Annotated in this window: 16 protein-coding genes and 2 pseudogenes; 7 read left to right on the top strand and 11 right to left on the bottom strand. The window is 46.0% G+C overall.

Going from position 1 to position 23,516, the window contains the following annotated elements; all coding sequences use genetic code 11:
* Both L5M10_RS20705 and L5M10_RS20700 read right to left on the bottom strand, forming a co-directional pair.
* Positions 1 to 161: pseudogene (locus tag L5M10_RS20705) on the bottom strand (IS110 family transposase); the annotation flags it as partial.
* A 440-nt stretch (positions 162 to 601) separates the two neighbouring features.
* The gene (locus L5M10_RS20700; RefSeq protein ID WP_263160875.1) at positions 602 to 2,098 is read right to left on the bottom strand and encodes an aldehyde dehydrogenase; all 1,497 of its coding nucleotides are present in this window, start codon (positions 2,096 to 2,098) and stop codon (positions 602 to 604) included.
* A gap of 279 nt (positions 2,099 to 2,377) precedes the next feature.
* On the opposite strand from L5M10_RS20700, the gene L5M10_RS20695 reads away from it, so the two are divergent.
* The 4 genes from L5M10_RS20695 to L5M10_RS20680 all read left to right on the top strand — a co-directional run bounded on the left by L5M10_RS20695 (position 2,378) and on the right by L5M10_RS20680 (position 6,604).
* Complete coding sequence (locus L5M10_RS20695) at positions 2,378 to 3,742, top strand: aspartate aminotransferase family protein (RefSeq protein ID WP_263255817.1); 1,365 nt, start codon at positions 2,378 to 2,380, stop codon at positions 3,740 to 3,742.
* A 69-nt stretch (positions 3,743 to 3,811) separates the two neighbouring features.
* Positions 3,812 to 5,302 (top strand): CoA-acylating methylmalonate-semialdehyde dehydrogenase, encoded by a 1,491-nt coding sequence (locus L5M10_RS20690; RefSeq protein WP_263160877.1) that lies wholly within the window; start codon positions 3,812 to 3,814, stop codon positions 5,300 to 5,302.
* A 30-nt stretch (positions 5,303 to 5,332) separates the two neighbouring features.
* Complete coding sequence (locus L5M10_RS20685) at positions 5,333 to 5,698, top strand: cupin domain-containing protein (RefSeq protein ID WP_263160879.1); 366 nt, start codon at positions 5,333 to 5,335, stop codon at positions 5,696 to 5,698.
* A gap of 183 nt (positions 5,699 to 5,881) precedes the next feature.
* Positions 5,882 to 6,604 carry a TorF family putative porin gene (locus tag L5M10_RS20680; RefSeq protein WP_263160881.1) on the top strand — a complete coding sequence of 241 codons (723 nt, stop codon included), beginning with the start codon at positions 5,882 to 5,884 and terminating at the stop codon, positions 6,602 to 6,604.
* A gap of 82 nt (positions 6,605 to 6,686) precedes the next feature.
* Here the strand turns inward: L5M10_RS20680 and nagP are convergent, their stop codons facing one another.
* The 8 genes from nagP to L5M10_RS20640 form a co-directional block, all read right to left on the bottom strand.
* Positions 6,687 to 7,985, bottom strand: coding sequence for an N-acetylglucosamine MFS transporter NagP (gene nagP, locus L5M10_RS20675; protein ID WP_012196774.1), 1,299 nt, complete (start codon positions 7,983 to 7,985; stop codon positions 6,687 to 6,689).
* 328 nt (positions 7,986 to 8,313) lie between these two features.
* Positions 8,314 to 9,468 (bottom strand): transmembrane glucosamine N-acetyltransferase NagX, encoded by a 1,155-nt coding sequence (nagX, locus tag L5M10_RS20670; RefSeq protein ID WP_263255816.1) that lies wholly within the window; start codon positions 9,466 to 9,468, stop codon positions 8,314 to 8,316.
* Positions 9,469 to 9,919: 451 nt separating this feature from the next.
* Positions 9,920 to 11,089, bottom strand: a complete 1,170-nt coding sequence (gene nagA / locus L5M10_RS20665; RefSeq protein WP_263160884.1) for an N-acetylglucosamine-6-phosphate deacetylase — start codon at positions 11,087 to 11,089, stop codon at positions 9,920 to 9,922.
* Between the two features lie 190 nt (positions 11,090 to 11,279).
* Positions 11,280 to 12,278 (bottom strand): glucosamine-6-phosphate deaminase NagB-II, encoded by a 999-nt coding sequence (gene nagB-II / locus L5M10_RS20660; protein ID WP_028760900.1) that lies wholly within the window; start codon positions 12,276 to 12,278, stop codon positions 11,280 to 11,282.
* Between the two features lie 17 nt (positions 12,279 to 12,295).
* Positions 12,296 to 13,231 (bottom strand): N-acetylglucosamine kinase, encoded by a 936-nt coding sequence (nagK, locus tag L5M10_RS20655; protein ID WP_263160887.1) that lies wholly within the window; start codon positions 13,229 to 13,231, stop codon positions 12,296 to 12,298.
* Between the two features lie 222 nt (positions 13,232 to 13,453).
* Positions 13,454 to 16,243, bottom strand: coding sequence for a family 20 glycosylhydrolase (locus L5M10_RS20650; protein WP_263160888.1), 2,790 nt, complete (start codon positions 16,241 to 16,243; stop codon positions 13,454 to 13,456).
* Between the two features lie 28 nt (positions 16,244 to 16,271).
* Positions 16,272 to 17,759: a methyl-accepting chemotaxis protein gene (locus L5M10_RS20645; protein WP_263255815.1), complete on the bottom strand. Its 1,488-nt coding sequence runs from the start codon at positions 17,757 to 17,759 to the stop codon at positions 16,272 to 16,274.
* A complete protein-coding gene (locus tag L5M10_RS20640) occupies positions 17,759 to 18,775 on the bottom strand; it encodes a substrate-binding periplasmic protein (protein WP_263160890.1) in 1,017 nt (338 codons plus the stop codon). Before L5M10_RS20640 ends, L5M10_RS20645 begins: the two co-directional genes overlap by 1 nt.
* Positions 18,776 to 19,271: 496 nt before the next feature.
* On the opposite strand from L5M10_RS20640, the gene L5M10_RS20635 reads away from it, so the two are divergent.
* Positions 19,272 to 20,189, top strand: coding sequence for a sulfite exporter TauE/SafE family protein (locus tag L5M10_RS20635; protein ID WP_263160891.1), 918 nt, complete (start codon positions 19,272 to 19,274; stop codon positions 20,187 to 20,189).
* A 14-nt stretch (positions 20,190 to 20,203) separates the two neighbouring features.
* Positions 20,204 to 21,730, top strand: a complete 1,527-nt coding sequence (locus L5M10_RS20630; protein ID WP_263160892.1) for a tryptophan halogenase family protein — start codon at positions 20,204 to 20,206, stop codon at positions 21,728 to 21,730.
* A 54-nt stretch (positions 21,731 to 21,784) separates the two neighbouring features.
* Here L5M10_RS20630 and L5M10_RS20625 read toward each other — a convergent pair whose 3' ends face one another.
* Positions 21,785 to 23,266 carry a tryptophan halogenase family protein gene (locus L5M10_RS20625; protein WP_263255818.1) on the bottom strand — a complete coding sequence of 494 codons (1,482 nt, stop codon included), beginning with the start codon at positions 23,264 to 23,266 and terminating at the stop codon, positions 21,785 to 21,787.
* Positions 23,267 to 23,323: 57 nt separating this feature from the next.
* Between L5M10_RS20625 and L5M10_RS20620 the strand changes: the two are divergent.
* A pseudogene (locus L5M10_RS20620) lies at positions 23,324 to 23,516 on the top strand (IS256 family transposase); the annotation flags it as partial.

Raw genomic sequence — 23,516 nt, 5'->3', positions numbered from 1 at the left:
GCCTCCATAGCAATAAGGCTACCTTCGGGGAATTGTCTAATTTTATCGAGCAGCTTGTTTCTGTTAACCTTTTTGTTACTCATGACAGAGTTATCCATAAGACAAACACAAACTTGAAAAACATTTTTGGCTAAATCGATACCAATAACTTTAATATCCATGATGGAAACCTCCAGAACTATTTGTCAGCTTTAAGCTTGGCATAATACTGCAAGCTTAGGTGCTGAGGCGTCCATCACATCACTACACTATGACTAAATGCATTAATGGTAATGTTTGAAAGCCACAAATTTATAAGCGATAACTTACGATATTTATGAAGCAGATAAGAATGGAAGTAAATTGAGATATTAATGGGAGTGTTTAAAGTCAATATTCTATCGAGTATGAGTGAGCAACAATATAATGAATCAAGACTGTAACATCTTATCCACAGCAGCAGATACAGATTTTACAAGTAAAATATGGCTTAGAAAAAATGGGGACACCTTGAGCTACAAAAAATAAAAAACCTCTTTCCATGTACGATGAAAAGAGGTTTTAGTATTGAGCGAAAGCGGCTCCTTCTCTTATATAGACAAATATAGACAAAAAAGAGCGGTTATAACACGATCCAAGTCGCTTTCAATTCTGTGTATTTGTCGAAGGAGTGCAGAGATTTATCTCGGCCATTACCTGACTGTTTATAGCCACCGAATGGCGCTGTCATGTCGCCGCCATCGTAATGGTTGATCCATACCATACCAGAACGCAGGGCTTTAGCGGTTTTATGGGCCTTGCTGATATCCGATGTCCACACGCCAGCGGCTAAACCGTAGATGGTATCGTTGGCTATTGATATCGCTTCTTCCATGCCATTAAATTCAATAACAGATAACACAGGACCGAAGATCTCTTCGCTGGCAATTTTCATCTGATTGTTTACGTTAGAAAATACCGTTGGCTGCACATACACACCACCCGTGTCGGCCATAACTTGGCAGCCACCGTGGACTAAGGTTGCACCTTCGTCTTTACCCGCTTTGATGTAACTGAGTACTGTGTCTAACTGTTGTTTATCAACAACGGCGCCGCTCACAGTGGCGGGATCGAGTGGATGCCCTGGATGCCATGAGGCTAGCTCCTCTGCGATAAGCGCGATAAGCTCATCTTTAACCCCGGACTCCACCAGCAAACGCGAACCTGCGGTGCAAACTTCACCTTGGTTAAAAGCAATGGCTTCGGCAGCAGCAACAGCAGCGGCTTTGAGATCTGGCGCGTCATTAAAGACGATATTAGGGCTCTTGCCTCCCGCCTCTAGCCACACGCGTTTCATGTTCGACTCACCAGCGTAAATCATTAATTGCTTGGCAATTTTGGTGGAACCTGTGAAAACCAGCGTATCCACATCCATATGCAACGCTAAGGCTTTACCCACAGTATGACCAAATCCTGGCAACACGTTGAGTACGCCTTTTGGGATCCCAGCTTCAATAGCCAGTTGCGCCATACGGATAGCCGTTAAGGGTGACTTTTCAGAGGGTTTTAATACTACACTATTACCCGTGGCCAGCGCGGGCCCGAGCTTCCAACACGCCATCAGCATTGGGAAGTTCCACGGAACAATCGCGGCGACAACCCCCACAGGCTCACGGGTGATCATGCCAATTTCATTGTGAGCCGTTGGCGCGAGTTCATCGTAAATTTTATCAATCGCTTCGCCAGACCAGCGAATCGCACGGGCAGCACCCGCCACATCCACCGCTTTGGAGAAACGAATTGGTTTACCCATGTCGAGGGTTTCTAACAGCGCGAGTTCATTGGCATTTTCCTCCAGTAACTCGGCGAAACGTATCATCACTTGTTTGCGCTTTACCGGAGACTGCTGCGACCAAACACCAGACTCGAATACGCTGCGGCCATTAGCAACCGCAAGATTAGCATCTGCAAGATCGCAACTCGCCACTTTTACCAACAAGCGACCATCAATAGGACTAATACAATCAAAGGTGTTACCCGAAACGGCATCTTGGTATTCGCCATTGATAAACGCCTTACCATTAATAGACAGGCTGGCAGCCAGACTTTCCCATTCGCTGCGTTTCTTCGGTGTGCTCATGATGACCTCTTAATAATTCGTATAGGTGTGGTTTATCGTTCATCGACAAGAAAATAGGGGCTGTGACGACTTTAACGCAAATGCTAAACATCATCACAGTCATAATCCGAGCTTCAGGTTACGCTGTTTAAGCAATAAAATTCAATATTTTTTACAAAAATAGCTTTTTTGCCACAAATAACTGCACACGGCTCTTCCATGTTCATTATTTCTAACATAGCATAGCAAATATTAGCCACCCTAAAACAAGACCTGAAGATACAGGACAAGGTAGACACTATGGCCGATTTGCCGCTCAATTCCTCAAGTGATGCTTCACATCAATCTTCAACTGAGCATCCCTCACTTGAACATTTCTGGATGCCTTTTACCGCTAACCGCCAATTCAAAGCCAGTCCGCGGTTACTCGCCAAGGCCGAAGGCATGTATTACAAGGATATTGATGGTAATAAAGTGTTAGATGCCACCGCAGGTTTATGGTGTTGTAACGCAGGCCATGGTCGCAAGGAAATCAGCGAAGCGGTCAGCAAACAAATTAAACAGATGGACTACGCGCCCTCCTTCCAAATGGGTCATCCGATTGCCTTTGAACTTGCCGAGCGCTTAGTCGAGCTCAGTCCTGAGGGATTAAACAAAGTCTTCTTTACTAACTCAGGTTCTGAGTCCGTCGATACTGCGCTTAAGATGGCACTTTGCTATCACAGAGCCAATGGTCAAGCCTCACGCACCCGCTTTATCGGCCGAGAAATGGGTTACCACGGTGTAGGTTTTGGCGGCATCTCTGTCGGTGGATTAAGCAATAACCGCAAAGCATTTAGTGGCCAATTATTGCAAGGCGTCGATCACTTACCTCATACCTTAGATATCCAAAATGCGGCATTTACCCGTGGATTCTCGCACTTTGGCGCTGAAAAAGCCGAAGTATTAGAACAACTAGTGACCCTGCATGGCGCCGAGAATATTGCCGCCGTAATCGTTGAACCTATGTCGGGTTCTGCAGGGGTAATATTGCCGCCACAAGGTTACTTAAAACGTCTGCGTGAAATCACTAAAAAGCACGGCATCCTACTGATTTTTGACGAAGTCATTACCGCATTTGGCCGCGTTGGCGCCGCTTTTGCGAGTCAACGTTGGGGCGTTATTCCAGACATTATCACCACAGCTAAAGCCATCAATAACGGCGCCATCCCTATGGGTGCAGTGTTTGTGCAAGATTTTATCCACGACACTTGTATGCAAGGCCCCACAGAACTGATTGAGTTTTTCCACGGTTACACCTATTCAGGTCATCCAGTCGCAGCAGCAGCCGCACTTGCCACACTATCGATTTATGAGCATGAGCAATTATTCGAACGTAGTTTTGAGCTTGAGCGCTACTTTGAAGACGCAGTGCACAGCCTCAAAGGGTTGCCGAATGTGATTGATATCCGCAACACAGGCTTAGTGGCGGGGATTCAATTCTCCCCTAACGCTCAAGGCGCGGGTAAGCGGGGTTACGGCGTGTTTGAACACTGCTTCCGCCACGGCACTTTAGTACGAGCCACGGGCGACATCATTGCCATGTCACCGCCACTGATTGTCGATAAACGCGAGATTGACCAAATGGTTAATAGCCTAAGCGATGCCATTAACGCCGTTGGATAATAGCACCAGCGGTTCGTTCCACTCTCACATTTAACACCCCGCTGCGGCGGGGAACTTCAAAGGTTAACTATGCTCAAGATCACTCACTTTGTTAATGGTCAGCACACCCCTGCCAGTACCAGAACCCAAGATATTTTTGAACCTGCCACGGGTGAGCTACGTGGCCAAGTCTCACTGGCAAGCGGAACCGAAGTCGGCGAAGCCATCGCGATCGCTAAAACCGCCTTTGAAACCTGGTCGCAAGTCACGCCGCTCAACCGTGCTCGAGTGCTTTTTAAATTCAAAGCCTTAGTCGAGCAACACCTAGATGAAATGGCGCAGCTTATCACCCGTGAGCACGGCAAAGTGATCGACGATGCTAAGGGCGAGTTGATCCGTGGTCTCGAAGTGGTCGAATTTGCCTGTGGTATTCCGCACTTGCTTAAAGGTGAACACACCCAGCAAGTCGGTGGCGGCGTCGATTCTTGGTCAGTTAATCAAGCTTTAGGTGTTGTCGTAGGCATAGCACCCTTTAACTTCCCCGTGATGGTTCCCATGTGGATGTTCCCAATCGCGATTGCCTGCGGTAACACCTTTATTATGAAACCCTCGGAAAAAGACCCAAGCTCGGTGATGCGGATTGCCGAGCTGCTTAAAGAAGCGGGTCTTCCCGATGGCGTGTTTAACGTGATTAACGGCGACAAAGAAGCCGTCGATACCTTACTCACCCATAAAGATGTGCAAGCGGTGAGCTTTGTAGGCTCAACGCCGATTGCCGAATACATCTACAGCACAGCCTCTAAACATGGCAAACGCGTGCAAGCCTTAGGCGGCGCGAAAAACCATATGTTACTCATGCCAGATGCAGATTTAGATCAAGCTGTTAGCGCCTTAATGGGTGCCGCTTACGGCAGTGCTGGTGAGCGTTGTATGGCAATTTCAGTCGTACTCGCGGTAGGCGATGTGGGCGACGCGTTAGTGGAAAAACTGCTACCGCAAATCCAAACCTTAAAAGTCGGCAACGGCCTGACGCCAGAGATGGAAATGGGTCCGCTGATCTCAAAACAACACCTTGCCAAGGTCACCCAATATGTTGAAGCCGGTGTGCAAGAAGGTGCAGTGCTGCTGGTCGATGGCCGTAAACTGAGTGTTGAAGAAAATCCACAGGGCTATTTCCTCGGCGCCTGTTTGTTCGACCATGTCACGCCAGATATGAGCATCTACCGCGAAGAAATCTTTGGCCCAGTGCTGGCGATTGTGCGCGTGAAAGATTACCCGACGGCGCTTGAGCTGATTAACCAACACGAATTTGGCAATGGCACGGCGATTTTCACCCAAAGTGGTGAAGCGGCGCGGCATTTCTGCCACCACGTGCAAGTCGGTATGGTTGGGGTGAATGTGCCGATCCCGGTACCAATGGCGTTCCACAGTTTTGGCGGTTGGAAGCGTTCACTGTTTGGGCCGCTGCATATGCATGGCCCCGATGGCGTGCGTTTTTATACTAAGCGTAAGGCAATTACTGCCCGCTGGCCGGTGGGTAAACAGACTCAAGCCGAGTTTGTGATGCCAACGATGAAATAGCCGAATGTCAGCTCAACAAGGAAATCGCAAATGACTGTGAGTATCAACGCCATTATTCGCTTTGCTACGGCGCAAACACCCGTCGAAACCTACCAGTTACCGACGGAAAAGTTGTTAGCTGGCAATCCAACTCAAGGGCTAGAGAATCATTATTCTAGCCCTTGTGATCAATTTCACAGTGGAATTTGGCAAAGTGAATCAGGCGCTTGGAAAATAAACTACACTGAATACGAGTACTGCGAAATCCTCGAAGGGATGAGTGTTATCACAGATCTTCAAGGTCAATCGCAGACTTTCACTGTGGGTGACAGGTTTATCATACCCGCGGGTTTTCAAGGTACTTGGGAAGTCGTGGAGCCCTGCCGCAAGGTTTACGTCATTTTCGAACAAAAGTGAGATCAACGAGGCTGATGTTAGCCTCAAAAAAGCTAAGTTATCTTAGCAATAACTCGCCATGAGGTCACAGCAACGGGTTTTCCTAGGCTGTTATTTGGCAAACCAACGGATGCTCTGGCGCGATTGAATAACCATGGTCGCCAGTAACACGTCCGAGTCAACAAAGAAAATGGGAGAAATACCGTGCATAATAATCTGAAAAAAAAACGGCTGGTACAGCTTGTCGGACTCGCGCTAACCACGACCCTATTCTCCGGCATTGCCGCCGCCGAAGTGACAGGGGAAATTAGTCTTACTAACGACTATCGTTTTCGCGGCGTATCACAAACCGCTGGCGATCCTGCCCTGCAAGGCGGTATTGATTGGAGCTTCGACTCAGGTTTCTCTGTCGGCGCTTGGGCAAGTAACGTGGATTTTGATGAGCCAGGTTATAACGGCCCAGCGATCGAATACGATTTCTATGTCGCCTATGGTGGTGAGATCAACGAAGATCTGACCTACGACATCACCCTTAACCGTTATAACTACTCAGGCGAGAGTGATATAGGTTATTTCGAAGTGATTACGGGTATGGAATTTAAGGGCTTTCGCCTAGCCTATTGGTTTACCAATGATTACGGTGGTACTGACTTAGATTATCACTATGGAGAACTAAACTACTCCTACGAATTTGTCGAGAATTGGAGCCTAGATTTGCACTACGGCTATAACGTGGGTGATGCCTTAGATGATGGAGAAGGCTTCGATAGCTATTCAGATTACTCCATTGGTGTATCGACTGAACTGTCAGGCTTTGGACTTTCATTAGCTTGGTTGGGCACAGATCTCAGCGGTGACCAAAAGGTCTCTGATGGCGCATTCAAAAACTCAGATACCGTGCTTGCGAGCGTAAGTTACGCGTTCTAATTTCGCCTTAGCTTGGTCCAACTAAGACACAAAAAAGCCCTCATCATCGAGGGCTTCTTTTTAGCTATTCAAGCTGACTGGTCTACCAACTACGCATCTTATGGCCTTTCACCGCGTAGAACAGGATGAACAGATAACAGGGCAACATCACAATATAACCGCCCTGCATGCCCATATCAGTCGCCGAGCTCATTAAGCCCCAAGACACTGGACCAAAGGCGCCACCAGCAATCCCCATGATGAGGAGCGCTGAACCCGTGCTGGTCAATTTGCCCATACCAGACAAGGCTAGCGGCCATACTGCAGGCCAAACGATCGCATTGGCTAAACCAAGGAAGGCAATCATCAACAGGGTGTCAGGTAGCGCGACACCACCAAAAGGCACTAACACAACATTCGCGATAGCGTAGGAGTTATTGTCGCCGAACAAAATACCGCATGTCAGTAATAAACCTAAAATGGCCGACACCATCAAAGCCTTATGCTGTGAAATAAAGCGAGGAATTAACAGGATACCAAGCGTGTAACCTAGCACCATACACACCATGGTATAGGAGGTCATCACCCCGTAATGTTCAACCCCGAGTGATAACGCAAAAGTGCCGATAGTGTCACCGGCGATCACTTCCACCGCCACATAAAAAAACAGCGCCAACACGCCAAAAGCTAAGTTAGGGTGAGACAGCGCCGCTTTAAGTTGCCCTTTATCGGTATTTTCAACGGCTTCATCTTCATTGGATAATTCTGGTAATGGGGATTTTTTTACCGCTAACGCCAAAATGCCGATAAAAATCGCCATGCCTAAATACGGCAATACTAAACCGTCAGCCATTTCATCAATTTGAATTTGAGTCAGCTCAGTACCGATACGGTCTTTAAAGCTGTCTAAAATCAGTGCAGAGAACACCACAGGCGCAATCACACCCGCACCTTTGTTCAAAATGCCCATCACGCTCACACGGGCAGCGGCGGATTCTTCAGGGCCTAAACGCACCACATAAGGGTTAACCGCAGTTTGTAATAGGGTTTGGCCTGTGCCCATCACTAATTGGGCCAATAGGAACAAGGCAAATATTTGGGTTTCCGCGGCGGGGATAAACAGTAAACCCGCCAGCATCATCACGCCCATGCCGATCGCCATGCCATTCTTATAACCGACTTTGCGAATAAGCCAGGCGGATGGCAAGGCAGTAAAAGTCACTGCGATATAGAAAGAAAACAGGATCAACGACGCTTGAAAGGGATTGAGTTGCAATATTTGTTTCAAATACGGCATCAAAGACCCATTCAACCAAGTGGCGAATCCGAGGATGAAAAAGAGAGCGGCCACTATGGCCATGGGGAGAAAGCTGCTTTTTTGCTGGCTTTTATCGAGTGTCATTTCCATAAACCTGCTTCTTATAGTAATTAATTATTGAGGTGATAACGGGGTTTAAATTAATGCCTAAGTTCCCGAATATCCGTATCGCGACTCGTCCGCAATGGCTAATGTTATCATCCAAACGCACCATTGTTTCAGTGATGTTAAAACAAATAACACAAAAAGACAACGCTGTCATTTAATAAATTCTCGCGAATATTCCCTCGTAATCATCAATTGGCCGATAGCTAAGTTGTAAGTAAGTGATGACTCACATCCAGCAAATAATGTAAAAAAAGCCGCAGACACTGAGTGTGTGCGGCTTATCTCAAGCGATTAAGCGAACTGACTAAATCCTGACAAAAATATTGCGGCGATACATCCAATATAAAACCAGCCACTGCACCGCGAGCAAGCTGACAACCGCAGCTAACGCTTGAGCGCTTTCAGGCAAGGCCAGCACTAAGCCGCCAAACACGCTTTGAGCGATATATTTCCAATCCACTAAGCTCGACGCTAAGTAAATAATGATGGCGTTCGTGCCTATCACCACGAAGAAAAATGCGGATTTTTGCCACTTAAGCACATCGACTAAGGCATAGAATACCGCCAGCAGTATCATGCTCCAGCCCGACGTCACCAGCACAAATGAACTGGTCCACAGCTCTTTATTGACCGGAATAACAAGATCTAACAGCCAACCTAAGGCTAAGAAAATGCCACCCGCAGCGGCGAGCAATCCCACTTTAGCCCACTCACCTTTAGGATGGGATTTAACAATAAAGTGACCGACAAACACACCCGTTAACGCATTGACTATGGAGGGAATAGTCGACAGTAACCCCTCTGGATCGGGCGTGCGTCCCTGATAGCTCACGCCGGGTAATAAAATCGAATCGACATAGGCATTGATGGATTCCGTTGGCGAGAGCACGCCGGCCTGTCCACCAGGGAAAGGCAACCAAAGTTGCATTGCGCCATAACCAAGCAAAATGCCCAAGGCGACGATAATTTGGGTTCGTAGACTCGTGTGCCACACCAATAATGCGGCAAAAAACCATGCAAAGGCGATTCGACCTAACACACTGGCATAGCGAATTTTTTCAGGATCGGCAGGCGCGCCCGTACCCCAACCGTGATTATATAAAATGCCCAGTAGCAGCAATAAAAAGAGTCGTTTAATCCCATGCCGATACACAGGTAATCGATCCTTCATCGGTAATTTATCTAAACGTTTGGGAGATAAACCTAAGGCCACACCAGAGAGGAAAATAAACAGCGGAAAAATCAAATCGTAGAAGTGAAAACCATGCCATTGGCTATGGTGCATTTGTTCATCGCCCCATTGCCAACCTGCCCAGCCCGTTAAAATAAGCAAGCCCCCAAACAGGGCCTCACCGCCCAAAATCCAAAACATATCGAAGCCGCGCAGTGCATCCAGAGACATCAACCTAGGTTTATTCACCTTTGCTGGCATAATTGCGTTTGTCTGTGTAGTCCCCATGCCATCATCCTTTATTATTGTTATTAAAAGCTTTTATAAAAGTTGAGCAAAACTAATACTGTACAAAACTAATACTGTTTAAAATGAGTGCTGTACAATAAAAAAACTTAGCCCCTGTCATCAAAATATGACAAGGGCTATACCCAAGCTACCTGAAGATACGAGTTTCAGAGTGCCTAGGGTGCTTCAATTCAAGGCGCATCAATGAAAGAATGTCGGCCACCTTTTGAATTGATGCAACACGGAAGTGGAGCGCCCTAGGCACTCCGTCCCGGCGGGTTTTAACGCACTTTATACTGCGTGGTTATTTTTAACTTAGTCCACTAGGTCTGCAAATAACCGCAATCGCCATGGATGGCATTGCCTAAAGTGCGTTAAATTCCCGCTGAATCCTGCATTTTCAGGTAGTTTGGGTATAGATGTTAAAAATCACCTAAACTGCGAAAGCGATTTAAGGGTGTGCCCCTATTGCCTGGCCCGCATAAATCGGCCCTGAATAGACTGCCCGTCCCGCAATGTAGTTTGCCTGCACTTTGTTATGTGCATCGAGCAAGACAAAATCAGCCCTATGTCCCACTGCTAAACGGCCAGCTTTATGCTCAATCCCGAGGAACTGTGCGGGATATAACGCCGCCATTCTCAAGGCTTCCGCCAAAGGTAAACCTAACAAGTTCACCGTATTATTGACCGCAGTCGCCATATCGAGCACACAACCCGCCAGCTCACCTGTCACGGCATTTAATCTATCGCCGACTCTTAACACTCGAGTACCAAAAAGCTCGAAGCTAGTCTCATCCTCCATACCAACTGGCGGCATAGCATCGGTGACTAACATCATTTTGCCTCTAGGTTTTGCCCGTAGTGCGACCTTTGCCGCCGCGGGATGCACATGGTGACCATCGACAATCAAACCACACCAAGCGGTTTCACTCTCAATCGCCGCGCCAACCATGCCTGGCTCACGGGAGCCCAGAGGAGACATTGCATTATAAAGGTGGGTAAAGCCCGTCGCGCCTGCCGCTAATGCCGCAACCACAGTATCGTAGTCGGCATTAGAATGACCCAAACACACCTTAACGCCCGAGGCGACAAGCGTGCGGATCACCTCTGGTGACACATTCTCAGGCGCAAGCGTGACCACTTTAATCCCCAGATCTTGACGACAAAATACGGCGAGTTCCGCATCGGTGATTTCGCGAATAAAGCCCTGTGGATGCACACCTTTTTTAGGCACAGATAAATGTGGCCCTTCAAAATGCACTCCTAAAACACCAGCGCTACCTTTGACTAAAGCCTCGGCCACTGCATCGGCCGCATTGGCCATCACGCTGACATCATCGGTGATAAGCGTAGGTAAAAATCCTGTCGTGCCAAAACGCGCATGGGCACGGCCGATAGTTTCAATGCAATTAACACTCGGATCGGCATTGAATAACGCCCCGCCGCCACCGTTCACTTGTACATCGATAAAACCAGGCACCAGCGTTCCGGCTTGGCGGATTTCCTTCGCGCCAACAACCGTATCAAACGCCAGAATGTGCCCGTCTTCAACAGTTACAGGCACATCTTGATGGAAATATTCACCATCAAAAATACGCCCGGCGATCAAGGTGATTTTCATCGCAAACCTCTTTCAATAAATAACACGAGTGACTTAAGTCTTAAATTAAGTTCACTGCGAGGGCTTAGCTGCACGAGCTTAGCTGAACAGGTTTAATCGTGCAGCTGCTTAATCGTGCAGCTAAAAGTCCGCTAAATCTAATCCGCAGCACCTAAACCTCTTAAACTTTGGCCACTTAAAGCTCGGCGGCTTAGAGCGTTTGGGTCACTTTTTTAAGACCTGCCGGTTGATCGGGATCGATACCGCGGGCAATCGCAACCGCAGCCACATCGATATAGAAACGTTGTAATAACGCTAACGGAGCAACACGAGGGTGAATGTCCGTCGAGGTTTGATTCAGATGCACTAAATCGGCGCCGCGTTGGCTCACGTTTTCAATTTGTTCAATATGGCTAGCGTAAGATTCATCGCCAATACACACATCGACGATAGTAAGTTTTTTCTCAACTAAAGTGACAGGGCCGTGGAGGAACTCGGCGCTGCTGAACGCTTCGGCATGGATTGAACACACTTCTTTTAGCTTAAGCGCGATTTCCTTGGATACCGCATAACCTAAACCACGGCCGAGTACGACTAAGTTCTTCACGTCGGCAACGGATTCTGGCGTGAGCTGCGGCTCAGCGTCCACCGCCGTTTGCAGCGCTTGGGGTAAAGACGCTACAGCGCTAGCGAGCGATTCGCTTTGAGTCCAAGCGGCGGCGAGTTGTAAAATCGCCGACAAGGTCGCGAGGTAACTCTTAGTTGCGGCAACGGCTTTTTCTTCGCCGGCACGTAAAGGCACAACGACATCGACGATATCTTTAATCGGTGCACTTTCATCATTCACTAAGGCAACACAGAAAGCACCAGCATTTTTTGCCATACGCGCCTGCGCCAAAATATCAGGGCTACGGCCAGATTGTGAAATCACAATCACTAGCGCGCCTTCGAGTTTCAAAGTTTTACCATACACACTCGCCACTGAAGGCGCGGCGGCGAAGGTTGGTACACCCGCTTCAATTTCAAATAAGTATTTAGCGAACACTCCCGCATGATCCGATGAGCCGCGACCTACTATCATCACAAAACGAGGGGCGAAGGCGCGCAGTTTCTCACCTAACTGCTGCATGATGTCAGCGTTAGCTTCTAATTGACCCGCAATTTTTTGCGGTGCAGTGCGAGCTTCTTGTTCCATAATAGTGTTTGTCATGTCTTTTACCTTCACGTTCAAATACAGGATTTGGCTTCAGTGCCTATGTGCACTGACAACGACTTATTAAATTCTTGCTGGGCGAAATACATAGCACCGAGTTCGGGGGGGGCTAAGGTTTCTGAAATCTTAGCGACGACATCGGCACCGAGCCAAGCTTGTAGAGGCCCTGCAAGACCACCGATCATAGAAAAACGCACCGGATTTAGGCTAAATAACTTACGCGCCATGTCGCTAATATAATCAGCACCTTCTTGTACGATAGCAGTCGCTACCGCGTCACCTTCATTGGCACAATCGAGTACGCTTCTGGCTAATGCGGCGTAGCAACTTGATGATTTACCGGCTAGATTTTCGACAATGCCGAGCGCATCGGTGACACCAAATTCATTCAACAGCATATCGGTTAATCGAGTTGGTACGGCAAAGCCATCGAGTGCTAACAGCACGTGTTCCGCAGCTTTTAATCCAAGCCAAGCACCGCTGCCCTTATCGCCCAATGCAAAACCATAACCACCAATACTCAAGCTGGTATCACCAACATGGGCATAACCGCAAGAGCCAGTACCCGTGATGATCACCGCGCCATCGGCACCGCGGTGGGCACCAATACAAGCCGTATGCAAATCGGTAGTGACATACATGGCTGCAAAAGGATGCTGCCAGTTGATAACATCTTGATATAACCTAGGGACATTTACGCCAGCAAGACCAAGACCCGCCACCAGCAAGTGGCTATCGCTCTCGTTCATACCCGCATCTAGCAACGCCAGGCGAGTCGATGCTTCAATGGATTCAAATGTTTGTGTGAGACCATGCAGTGGATTTGCACGTCCTGCAACACCTGTCCCTAAAACGGTACCGTCTGCGCAGTAGATGGTGGCTCGGCATTTACTACCGCCTCCATCTACACCTATAAACAGTGGTTGATCTTTTGTCTGGACTAACCCCATGACACCCCTCTTCACCTATCAATGCAGCGCTACCGTTGCTTATTATTTGCCGTTAATACAGCGCTCAACTTTAGTTAACTCAATGTTACAGCAAAAATGACAGCGTTGTCATTTACTTTTTTAAGTGATTTATGATCTAAAATCAAATTTAGGCAATCACTGACACAGAAAAACAAAAAGGCTGTATTTTATCTTTAAAATACAGCCAGATATAAAAACGATTTAGTTAACGATTAAACTTCGGCCTTTACGAATACCATCGGCCGCAATGGCACGGATCTCAATCGGTGCAGTGACCGCCAATCCCGCTTGATAAGCTTGCCATTGGCCATTGAGGCTACGGTATTCGAGTTTAAGGCCGGGATAGGCAATATTGGCAAACAGTTTACCGTCACGGATCTCGGCGCCGACCGTCGGTACGCGATAATCAATCCCCGCTTTATCTAGCTTAATAAACTCTTTATGGCCTAAGGTATTTGCAAGTTTTTGCCACTCCTTTGCCTGTGCATCACGCATGGCTAAAGTAAAAGCACCCGAGCTTTGATTATATACAGCACCTTGATATTGATAAGGTACTTCCCATGCCGCTTGATGCCAAGCACGCTCGGCCAACATCAACAAACGCGGGAACACCATATATTCAATCGTATCGTCACTGCGAATCGACTCACTCCAAATCTGCCCTTGCAAGCCAGTAAAAGGCTTGCCTTTCTCCCTTGGACCCGAGACTTTGTTACCCGCCTCATCAAGTTTTATTCTGTCGTCCGCTTCGAACGGCTGATTTTCAATATCGGTCCATTGCTCGGCATTGGCTGCTAAGTTATCAGGCATAAAGCTAAAGACTTTATGGCTGTTGGTCGCACGACTCGCCCAGTAATAACCATGCTCCTTAGGATCGGCCTCATAGGGGAAATCAAAGTACAGCACCTCTGGATTAGAGAGCACGGTTTCCCAACCAAGATTCGCCTGCTGATTGGCGCGCTCATGACCTTTATGGGCAATCACATCCCAAATATTAGACTGCACTTTAGCGGGCATATTCTCAGGGCGAACATGGCTCATGCCATCGCTCCATCCTGCAGCTTCAATGCCTTTTGCCGCTAACATAGTCGAAATTCGTTCAATAAAATAAGCGCCTAAGTCATCTATCGACTTAACGCCTTTATCGTTATTGGCGACAAATGCTAAACACTGGGGTGATTGTTTCCAAGCTCCCGCCGTTTCATCGGCACCAATGTGGTAACGCGTCAATGGTTGACCCGCGGCTTGGTGTAGCTTGGCTATTTCATCAATCACCTTATCGACAAACTGATAGGTCGATTCCATACACACGTTAAGCGTATTGTCGTCGTAATATTGCACTGAAGAATAAACCGTTTTGTCGTTTGCATCGGATAACAAATATTGCTCAGCTGCAGTGGTTTGCCCTTCAGCTTGCAATTGACGCTCGCCCGCATCTAACGCTTTTACCGCTGTGTTAGCTTGATTTGCCGTTTCCTGCACAGGGACAACCTGCACTTTGCCCGTGTTTTGAAGCTCTACGTCTTCAGCCTGTAATCGACGAAAACGCGCATCCATCGCTTTAATCGCGGCGCGGCTATGACCCGGCATATCCATTGATGGGATCACTTGAATTTGACGCGCCTCGGCATATTTCACTATGTCGATATAGTCTTGTTTAGTATAGAAACCATTAACGCTCGACTCCGCAAAAGGACCACTGCCCAGTTGCGGTAACAGACAGGTATTTTCAGCAAGATCATGGCAACGTTTACTGCCGATGTCGGTCAGCTCAGGTAACCCGTCGATTTCTAAACGCCAACCTTCATCGTCAGCCATGTGTAAATGCAGTTTATTGAGCTTATAAGCCGCCATCTGGTCGAGCAAATCCAGCAACAATTGTTTGCTGTGGAAATTACGTGCCACATCAATGTGCATACCACGAAACGGATAACGTGGGCTGTCTTCAATGGTCATCGCATTCACTTTCAGCGAATTCACATCCACAAGGCTTGCTAATGATGACAAACCGTAAGAGAAGCCCGCCGCATCATTGGCAGCAATCACAATTTCAGTTGGCTGAATATCTAAGCGATAACTGCCCTCATCCCCTTTTTGGCTGGCAAATTTCACCGTAATGCCACTCGCAGATTCAGCCACACCTAGGCGAGCTAAACGTACCACCGCCGCCGCAACTTGACGCTTTTGCTCTGGGTTATCATGCTGATATTCGAGCTTAATACCACCAGCAAGGGATACTGGTGTATCGGTTGAATGGATCTTCACCTTTTGTGGCGTTGGGATAATGGTATCCACAGCCAAGGCGGCATCGTCACTCACGCTTCGATTGGCTTTAAATAATTGCGCGGCATCGGCTGGCGCGAGTTTATCCGTTTCAGTGCGTTGATATTGGGTTTTAAAATTCGTAACCCCTTCAACATACGGACGCGTCTCTAAACCCGTTTCGGCATCTTTACCCACTTGAGTGCTGGCGATAATGACGGGCTCTAATCCTTTTGCTGCGAGGTAATAGTTTGGCATAGCGTCGGTTTCAGCCAATTGCCACGGCTCACCACGGAATGTCAGTTGCTTTTTCTCGCCCTTAACAAATCCCTTAAAAGCAGCCGTTGGCGTAATACGATGTAAATCGCCTTTAACGTGCGTTATCGTCAATTCACCGCTTTCAACCGATTGCACTGGGCGCATTTGGCTTAAATAAATTTCCCAATCTTGGCTGGCTAAATCCATACTGGGGACGAAATCAATTTGAGCGACAAAACAGCGACCATCGGCTTTATCTTTTAGGCACTTATCGTCTGGCATATTGGTCACAACACGGTAAGTTACGACTAACGAATCCCCGAGTTGTTGCAACTGCGCTTGAGTTAATGCGTCCTGAACTTGCAGTATTTGAGCCACAGCCTTATCGGCTGACGCTGCGGAAGGCGCCTCGGAACAGGCCGTTAATCCTAAAGCCAGTAAAATGGCGCTTGTTGAAAGTGTTTTTTTCATGATTATCCTTATCTAGCTCCAGAAATGGCTACAATCTGAAGGAAGTTACTAACGTCCGCAGTCTTTCCCCTTGGTGAAACAGTCGCTCGCTCGAGTGCGCTAAGTGCTCGCTATCGAGTGAGGCTGAACCTGAGACATTGGCAAGATCATTTAACGTGCGAGAAATCGCTTCGGTGACGCAGGTTTGCTCCTGTGCCGCATGGGAAACTTCGATGTTCATATTACTGATATTTGAGACTAAATCAGTCACTTTAGTAAGCACTAACTTAATTTCTTCTGAGCGGTTAACGCCCTGAGTTGAGAGGGCTTGGCTCGCTTGCATCACAGTGACCGTTTCGGCCACTCGGCTCTGGACCTGCAGGATCATCTTCTGGATCTCACCAGTTGCCTGTTGGGTTCGGCTCGCCAGCGTACGCACTTCGTCGGCAACAACAGCAAAACCGCGCCCTTGTTCACCCGCCCTCGCCGCTTCAATCGCAGCATTAAGCGCCAGTAAGTTGGTTTGTTCGGCAATGCTGTTGATCACCACGACCACTTCATCAATCTTTTGGGTTTCTTGCTGTAGCTGTGAAACGGACAATGCCGAGTGGGCTAATTCAGATGCCAGTTTACGAGTGATGTCTAATCCCGAATCGAACTGACGCTGACTGTCATCGACCGCTTTATCGGCCTGACTCGCCACGTCCGCGGTGCGCTTGGCATTAATGGCGACTTCGTTAGCACTGGCGCTCAGTTGAGTTACCGCCGTCACTGCGGCCTCGGTTTCTTTTAGTTGGGTTTGCACGCGATCATTATTCGTTTGCGACAGCGACCCCAGCGCTTTAGCATCGCCCAGTAATTGCCCTGAGGTTTCGTGCACTTTGGAAATCGTGCCGTGGATTTGCTCTACAAAACCATTAAATGCCTTAGCAAGCTGACCAATCTCATCCTGACTCTCAACCGGTAATCTGTGGCATAAATCACCGTCACCGCTGGCAATTTCTTCCATGGCGCGAACAATATTATCCAGTGGATTAATCACTAAACGTTTAAGAATAATGAAGATCACAAATAAACTACCACCGAGAATTAACAACGCCTGCAAGAAATAACCTAAGAGTAAATCTGACAACTGAGCGCGAATAGGCAACATAGAAAACTGAATGGCCAATTGGCCCGTTGGGTTGCCTTGATCAGCAAATTGAATTTCACGTTTCACTAGATACTCATCGGCCACTGTTTGAGCCTGTTGACTCTCGGCTAATACTTTACCGCGATGGTCACTCACGACAATATGATAAATTTGCGCAGATTTAAGCATCACAGATAGCACTGCACGGATCTGCTCATAGTCGTAGGTGAAGATGGGCTGCGCCATAGTGACTTGTAAATTGGCGACGGTATTTTCTTCAAACTCAGTTTCACTGGCAGCCAATTTATCGTTCGCCAACCAGTAAGATGCACCGAACAGAACGCTAACAATCATAAAAATTGCTGCCGCTAATCCAATCTGTACTTTTAAGGCTAATGTTTTCATTATTTTGCACCTTGCATACTAAAAAGATCTAACCATAATTCTGTGCGTTCTATTGGTGTTAATGGACTTAAATCAGGTGTATCAAGACGGATAATCACTCGTTGTTCAAACTTAGCCTCACGGTACAGTTGCTCAATTTTAAGCTCGCGATTAAACATCTCATCAAAAGAGCCGTCGCTTACCATACTTTCAAGCCCGGCTAAAATAGCCGCAGCAAGTTCGGGGCGCTTAGGGGAAACAAAGAAATAAGCTGGCGAACGATATTGCAGCAGGATATGGCTATCGATCTTAAGTACGGGATCGGGGTGATTTGCGAGTTCTTCGCCAATTTCCTGGGCGCCGAGGGCAAGATAATCGAAACGCCCGCCTTCTAACATGGGGTATAAATTGATGTACTGATAGCTAGTGACGACGGGTAATCCATTGGCTTCTAAAATCGTGGCATCGGGCCAATAACGATTTTGCCCCGCCTTTAACTGCCTAAAATCTGCCATGGTTTTCACATTAGCAAATCGTGCTTCATCCGATTTACGGATAATCAGCAGCCGATTACCGAGTAACCCTTTAAACAATGGAATGCGCACGGGAAGCACAGTTTCTTCCAATTCTTTTGAGGTCATGCTCCAAAACATGTCTACTGTCCCAGCGAGTGCTTCTTCGACCTTGCGCTTTTGATTCATTTGAGTCGACATTTCTTGCACTTGATAACCCGAATCCGAGCGCCGCAGTGCTTCTTCAAGTAACTTTAGCAACCATTCCTGCTGTATCGCGGTGGTGATTTTTTTTGAAACCTGTGCAGACGATTTAGACACATCAGAATTTGAAGCTAAATTGTTTGTGGCTGTGTCGGTAGCAAATACAGCAAAAGAGGAAGATGCCGAAAAAAACGCTAATGCCATTATAAACAGGGGTATGCAAACCGTTCTTCTTGTCATGATGAGTGCGGTGACATGGCCAATGACACTCGACATGCCAATTGCAATGACACGCATCGCAGCCGTTAAATGAATCGCCATAAATTGCAGCCTCTTTTATTATCTGGTTTATACCAGTGAGTTTTATTTATCTATGCCGCTAACGTTCAAGTGCTGAGGTAGGCAGTTGAGTAATACCGTAAAAACATCCTAAAAAAAATGGCTGGGCACAGCTTACAGTACCCAGCCCACGCTAGTTTCTGGGGAGAGACTATCAAAATATCAAAGACAAACGTATCGCCGCCCGACAGCAATACTCCTGCCAAACACATGATAAGGAGACCTCATCCTCTCATGCAGACCTTACAAACAACGCGTCACACAAGCAGATGACAGCGTTGTCATTATTAAAGTACACAAGAAAGAACAGGATTTCTACATTTTTTTGACAATTATTGTTATTTTTTATGAAAAGACATAATTAATGCTAATTTTTCATATACTTAAAATGTTTATTTTATTTATTCAAGCTTATGTGACAACGCTGTCTTTCATTGATAACATAGCGATAACATGACAAAGATCACGGTAGCTATTGATGAATCCCATTAACACACTTGTGCCCAATAATACCCAGCCTGCTCCGCGCTTAAATCGGTATTACCTAAACCTCAGTTTGGTATTACTACTCTGTGGAGCTTGGTTATTTTGGGCGAACCATTTTCATTCGCTATTTGATCTTATCCAAGAATATGGACGCTTCGTTTTTCTAGGCATCACAGGAGCGATATTTGCAAACTCGACGGGAGCTGGCGGTGGCGTCATCTTTATTCCGGTATTTTCGAGCCTCAACTTTAGTGAGTCTCAAAGTGTCTCGACTTCATTTATGATCCAATGCTTTGGCATGACAGCAGGCGCAATTTCATGGTCACTGCATTATAAAAAGCACCATCGAGAAGATGATGCATGGTCTGGTTTTGTAAAAGCATCATTACTTGCAGCCTTCTTTTCTGTCTTAGGTTTCTGGAGTAGCCAATTACTACAACTCAATTCGCCCTCTTCGCTACACACAAGTTTCAGCATCTTCTCGATTGTACTCGGTATCGCCATCGTTATTAGTAGCAAAAGTAGCACGCCAATAACTCGCGCTATAAGGCCTGTCGATTTTCTTTGGCTCGCTCTCATAGGCTATTTCGGCGGCATTATCACAGCTTGGTTATCGGTAGGCGTCGGTGAATTAGTCGTCATTTATCTGATGTTACGGGGACTATGCGCTAAAATGGCGGTCGCCACCGGCGTTGTTGTCTCTGCGATTACCGTTTGGTCGGCAAGCCCTATCCATATTTTTTCAACAAATAGCCATGCCCTCTTTGAGCTAGTTTTATTCTCAGGCCCAGGCGCCATTATCGGAGGATTACTCGCTCGTAAATTAGCACTCTTTCTCCCAGTAAAAGTATTAAAACTCTTTTTCTCCATTTGGATCATTTTGACGGGTAGCGTCATGTTGGCGAGTTAATAGGAAACATTAAGATGAATAATTCTCCGCTAAAAAGTATCACTATTGTCGGTGGCGGTAGCACAGGTTGGATGACGGCTCTCTACTTGAGTAAGTTATATAACCATTCGTCTAATATCATTGATATTAGACTTATCGAAAGTAAAGAAATTGGTATTATTGGCGTTGGTGAAGCTACCGTTCATAGTCTACGATTCTTCTTTGCGGCTATGGGATTAGATGAAAATGAACTACTTAGAGAAACTAACGCAACATTAAAGACCGGCATATTATTTCGTAACTGGATGAAAGCAGTCGATGGTAAAATGCATGAATATTTCCATCCATTTGAGCAACAAAAACCATCTGGAAAAATTGATAATGCAAGTGCTTGGATTTTAAATAATCAGATTAATGAATCAAACAGCACTCCCTTTGCTGAAGCAACAAGTCTTTCATTTAGCTTAATGCAAAATAACTTAAGCCCTAAAACGCAATACTTGAACCAATATCAAGGTATTGTCCCCTATGGTTACCACTTAGACGCGACGCTCATGGCGGCCTTTTTAAAGCGTAAAGCCACCCAAGCAGGTGTAGAGCATGTAGAAGCAAATGTAACGGACGTTTTGGTTAATGATGGCAACATCACTGAGGTTGTAACTGACCTAGGCTCATTCAAGAGCGACATATTTATCGACTGCACAGGCTTTAAAGGGCTTTTAATTCAAAGTCTAAAGAATGATAACTGGCAATCATTCGAAACTGAATTACCTTGCAATAAAGCCGTTGCAATGCAGCGGGAATATCTGCCTCACCAGCTACCAAGAGCCTATACGACAGCAACAGCGCTTAGTCATGGTTGGGCTTGGGAAATTGACCTAACGAATCGTCAAGGAACGGGTTATGTCTACGATGGCAATAGTCTAACGAGGGAACAGGCTGAGGCTGAATTAAAAGCTTATCTTGGCGATGAACAAGAGATCATAAGAACTGTTCACTTAGATATGAAGATAGGTTGTAGACGTGAATTTTGGGTTGGAAATTGTATTGCAATGGGTCTCGCAGGTGGATTTATTGAACCCTTAGAATCGACAGGCTTGCATCTTATAAACTTAGGTGCAAGATTGCTAGCGACGCATTTAACGTCATCAAATCCCTCCCAAGCAATAAGGACGTCATATAATACCGCAATGAACGGCTTGTATACCGATCTTAGACAGTTTATCGTACTTCATTACTGCTTAACTGATAGAGATGAAAATGAATTTTGGCAAAAAGCCGCACAAAGCTCAGCATTCATCCCTGCTCTAGAACAAAAAATGACACTATGGAAAGACAAAGTTTGTGAGTATGTCGATCTTGCCAATGGATATAGTTCAGTTTTTACAGATGAGAATTATCGCTACGTACTTTATGGTATGCAGCATATTCCTGAAATTCATATACCTTGTCCCCAAAATGAAATATCAAGAATACTCGACAACTTAAAAACACAACAGTTTAGAGCAAAAGAGCAATCTTTATCACATCAAGAATTCTTAGCGAAAATAAAAAATATTTAAAATAATAAAGAGCAAGATTAAAAATCTTGCTCTACTTACCATTTAATTCAACCATTAATTAAGTTGGATGCCATACAACTTGATACGTTCAATTAACTCTCTATGGGGTAATAATTGCGATTTGAGTAATGTAACCTGCTTGCCTAATTTCTCGGTCATTACCGTGAAAAGCCTTTCCTCTTCATCATTTAATTTCCTCTCTAATTTTGACTCAAAGTCTGAGCCATAGAGTACATATAAATAATTTTCTAAATTGAAAAATTCTAGCGTAGAAGTAAAGTCATAGGCAGTCGGTATGTGATAGCGCCACAATTCTAAATGTTCTTTTAATGTGTCTGGAATACTTATTTCATTTTTATTATCAACCCAAAATGGCGTATCCATTCGTTTAGCGATGACATAATGAAGTTTAATAAAATCAATCACCCGATTCCAAGCATTCGATACGCGCTGATTATAACGATTAGCCACAAGTGGCATAACGTCAGTATTAGCAGGAAAACATTCGGCTAACATTCTGGCTGTCGCATCAAACATAAGCAGACCAGTCGCTTCTAGAGGTTCAACAAAACCACTCGACAAACCAATCGCCACACAGTTACCTTGCCACGATTTCTCTCTATACCCCACCTTCATCGGTATGTGTCGAAACGAGACGTGTTCTGCTGCTTTACCAAGATATTCCCGCAATACACTCTCAGCTTGCTCTATTGATGAATATTGACTGGAATACACATAACCAACACCACGACGTTCAGACAAACCGATATCCCATATCCAGCCAGCCTCTTGTGCTGTTGATTTAGTGAAACAAGGGATAGGCGTATATTTATCTTCATAAGGAAGCTGCACAACTAATGCTGAGTCGACAAACAAGATGTCACTCTTATCAACGAAGGGAACTTTACATGCATCTCCAATGAGTTGAGCACTAAATCCTGTACAATCAACATACAAGTCCGCATTCAATACACCAGCATTATCAGTATGTAACTCTAAGATATGTCCCAGAGCGTCCATTTTTGTATCAATGACTTCTGCAAGAAGATGTTTAACGCCTAACTGTTCAACACCAAATTTGGTTAACATCTTGGTAAACTTTGCAGCATCGAGATGATACGCGTAATGCATAGCACCTCGATATTGAGGCTGTGTCATCACTTTAGGTCCAAGTCCCGCATCAATCAAATGACCTTGAACTGACACAAGATCAGCGTAGCGGCCTCTATCTGAAAGAGATTTATTAAGCCAAGTTGAAGTAACGTCTTTAAAGTAGGGATAATCAAATAAATGGTGATAGTACTCCCCTGAATTGGGTTTATTCCAATCAATGAATTTAACACTCTGCTTAAATGTTACGTCACAGCAACGAATAAACTCATCTTCTCGAATACCAAAATACTTTAATGTTTCGCGTAACATAGGTACAGTCCCTTCACCAACACCGATAGTGGGAATATTCGGGGACTCAACTAACATAACTTGTACTTTAGGTGTTCTAACATTCAACTTTTTAGCTAAATGGCAGGCAGAAATCGGTAGTGTTCAAATTTCTGTGTCATTTCTTTAAAATAAACCCAAAAGAGATGATTTATGACTGCACCTACATTTGATATCAATGCCGCCATTCAAGCTTTGCGTGAAGGCCAAGACCTCACGGGCAAGGATGGTATCCTCACCCCTTTGATTAAACAGCTTACTGAAGCCGCGCTTAATGCCGAACTTGAGGAGCACCTCGCCACCAGTACCTCTGCCAACCGTAAGAACGGTAAAACAACCAAAACCA

Source organism: Shewanella sp. SM32 (assembly GCF_025654235.1).
GTDB lineage: Bacteria > Pseudomonadota > Gammaproteobacteria > Enterobacterales > Shewanellaceae > Shewanella > Shewanella oncorhynchi.
Note: the sequence above shows the minus strand (reverse complement) of the source record. Positions and strands in the feature narration are given on the sequence as shown.

What these genes read in the sequence shown, in the direction of transcription:
- L5M10_RS20650 (WP_263160888.1), bottom strand. Translation starts at nt 16,243, where the DNA reads ATGAAAAAAACACTTTCAACAAGCGCCATTTTACTGGCTTTAGGATTA.
- nagX (WP_263255816.1), bottom strand. Translation starts at nt 9,468, where the DNA reads ATGGGGACTACACAGACAAACGCAATTATGCCAGCAAAGGTGAATAAA.
- L5M10_RS20690 (WP_263160877.1), top strand. Translation starts at nt 3,812, where the DNA reads ATGCTCAAGATCACTCACTTTGTTAATGGTCAGCACACCCCTGCCAGT.
- L5M10_RS20630 (WP_263160892.1), top strand. Translation starts at nt 20,204, where the DNA reads ATGAATAATTCTCCGCTAAAAAGTATCACTATTGTCGGTGGCGGTAGC.
- L5M10_RS20645 (WP_263255815.1), bottom strand. Translation starts at nt 17,759, where the DNA reads ATGAAAACATTAGCCTTAAAAGTACAGATTGGATTAGCGGCAGCAATT.
- L5M10_RS20640 (WP_263160890.1), bottom strand. Translation starts at nt 18,775, where the DNA reads ATGGCGATTCATTTAACGGCTGCGATGCGTGTCATTGCAATTGGCATG.
- nagP (WP_012196774.1), bottom strand. Translation starts at nt 7,985, where the DNA reads ATGACACTCGATAAAAGCCAGCAAAAAAGCAGCTTTCTCCCCATGGCC.
- L5M10_RS20700 (WP_263160875.1), bottom strand. Translation starts at nt 2,098, where the DNA reads ATGAGCACACCGAAGAAACGCAGCGAATGGGAAAGTCTGGCTGCCAGC.
- nagK (WP_263160887.1), bottom strand. Translation starts at nt 13,231, where the DNA reads ATGGGGTTAGTCCAGACAAAAGATCAACCACTGTTTATAGGTGTAGAT.
- nagB-II (WP_028760900.1), bottom strand. Translation starts at nt 12,278, where the DNA reads ATGACAAACACTATTATGGAACAAGAAGCTCGCACTGCACCGCAAAAA.
- L5M10_RS20635 (WP_263160891.1), top strand. Translation starts at nt 19,272, where the DNA reads ATGAATCCCATTAACACACTTGTGCCCAATAATACCCAGCCTGCTCCG.
- L5M10_RS20695 (WP_263255817.1), top strand. Translation starts at nt 2,378, where the DNA reads ATGGCCGATTTGCCGCTCAATTCCTCAAGTGATGCTTCACATCAATCT.
- nagA (WP_263160884.1), bottom strand. Translation starts at nt 11,089, where the DNA reads ATGAAAATCACCTTGATCGCCGGGCGTATTTTTGATGGTGAATATTTC.
- L5M10_RS20685 (WP_263160879.1), top strand. Translation starts at nt 5,333, where the DNA reads ATGACTGTGAGTATCAACGCCATTATTCGCTTTGCTACGGCGCAAACA.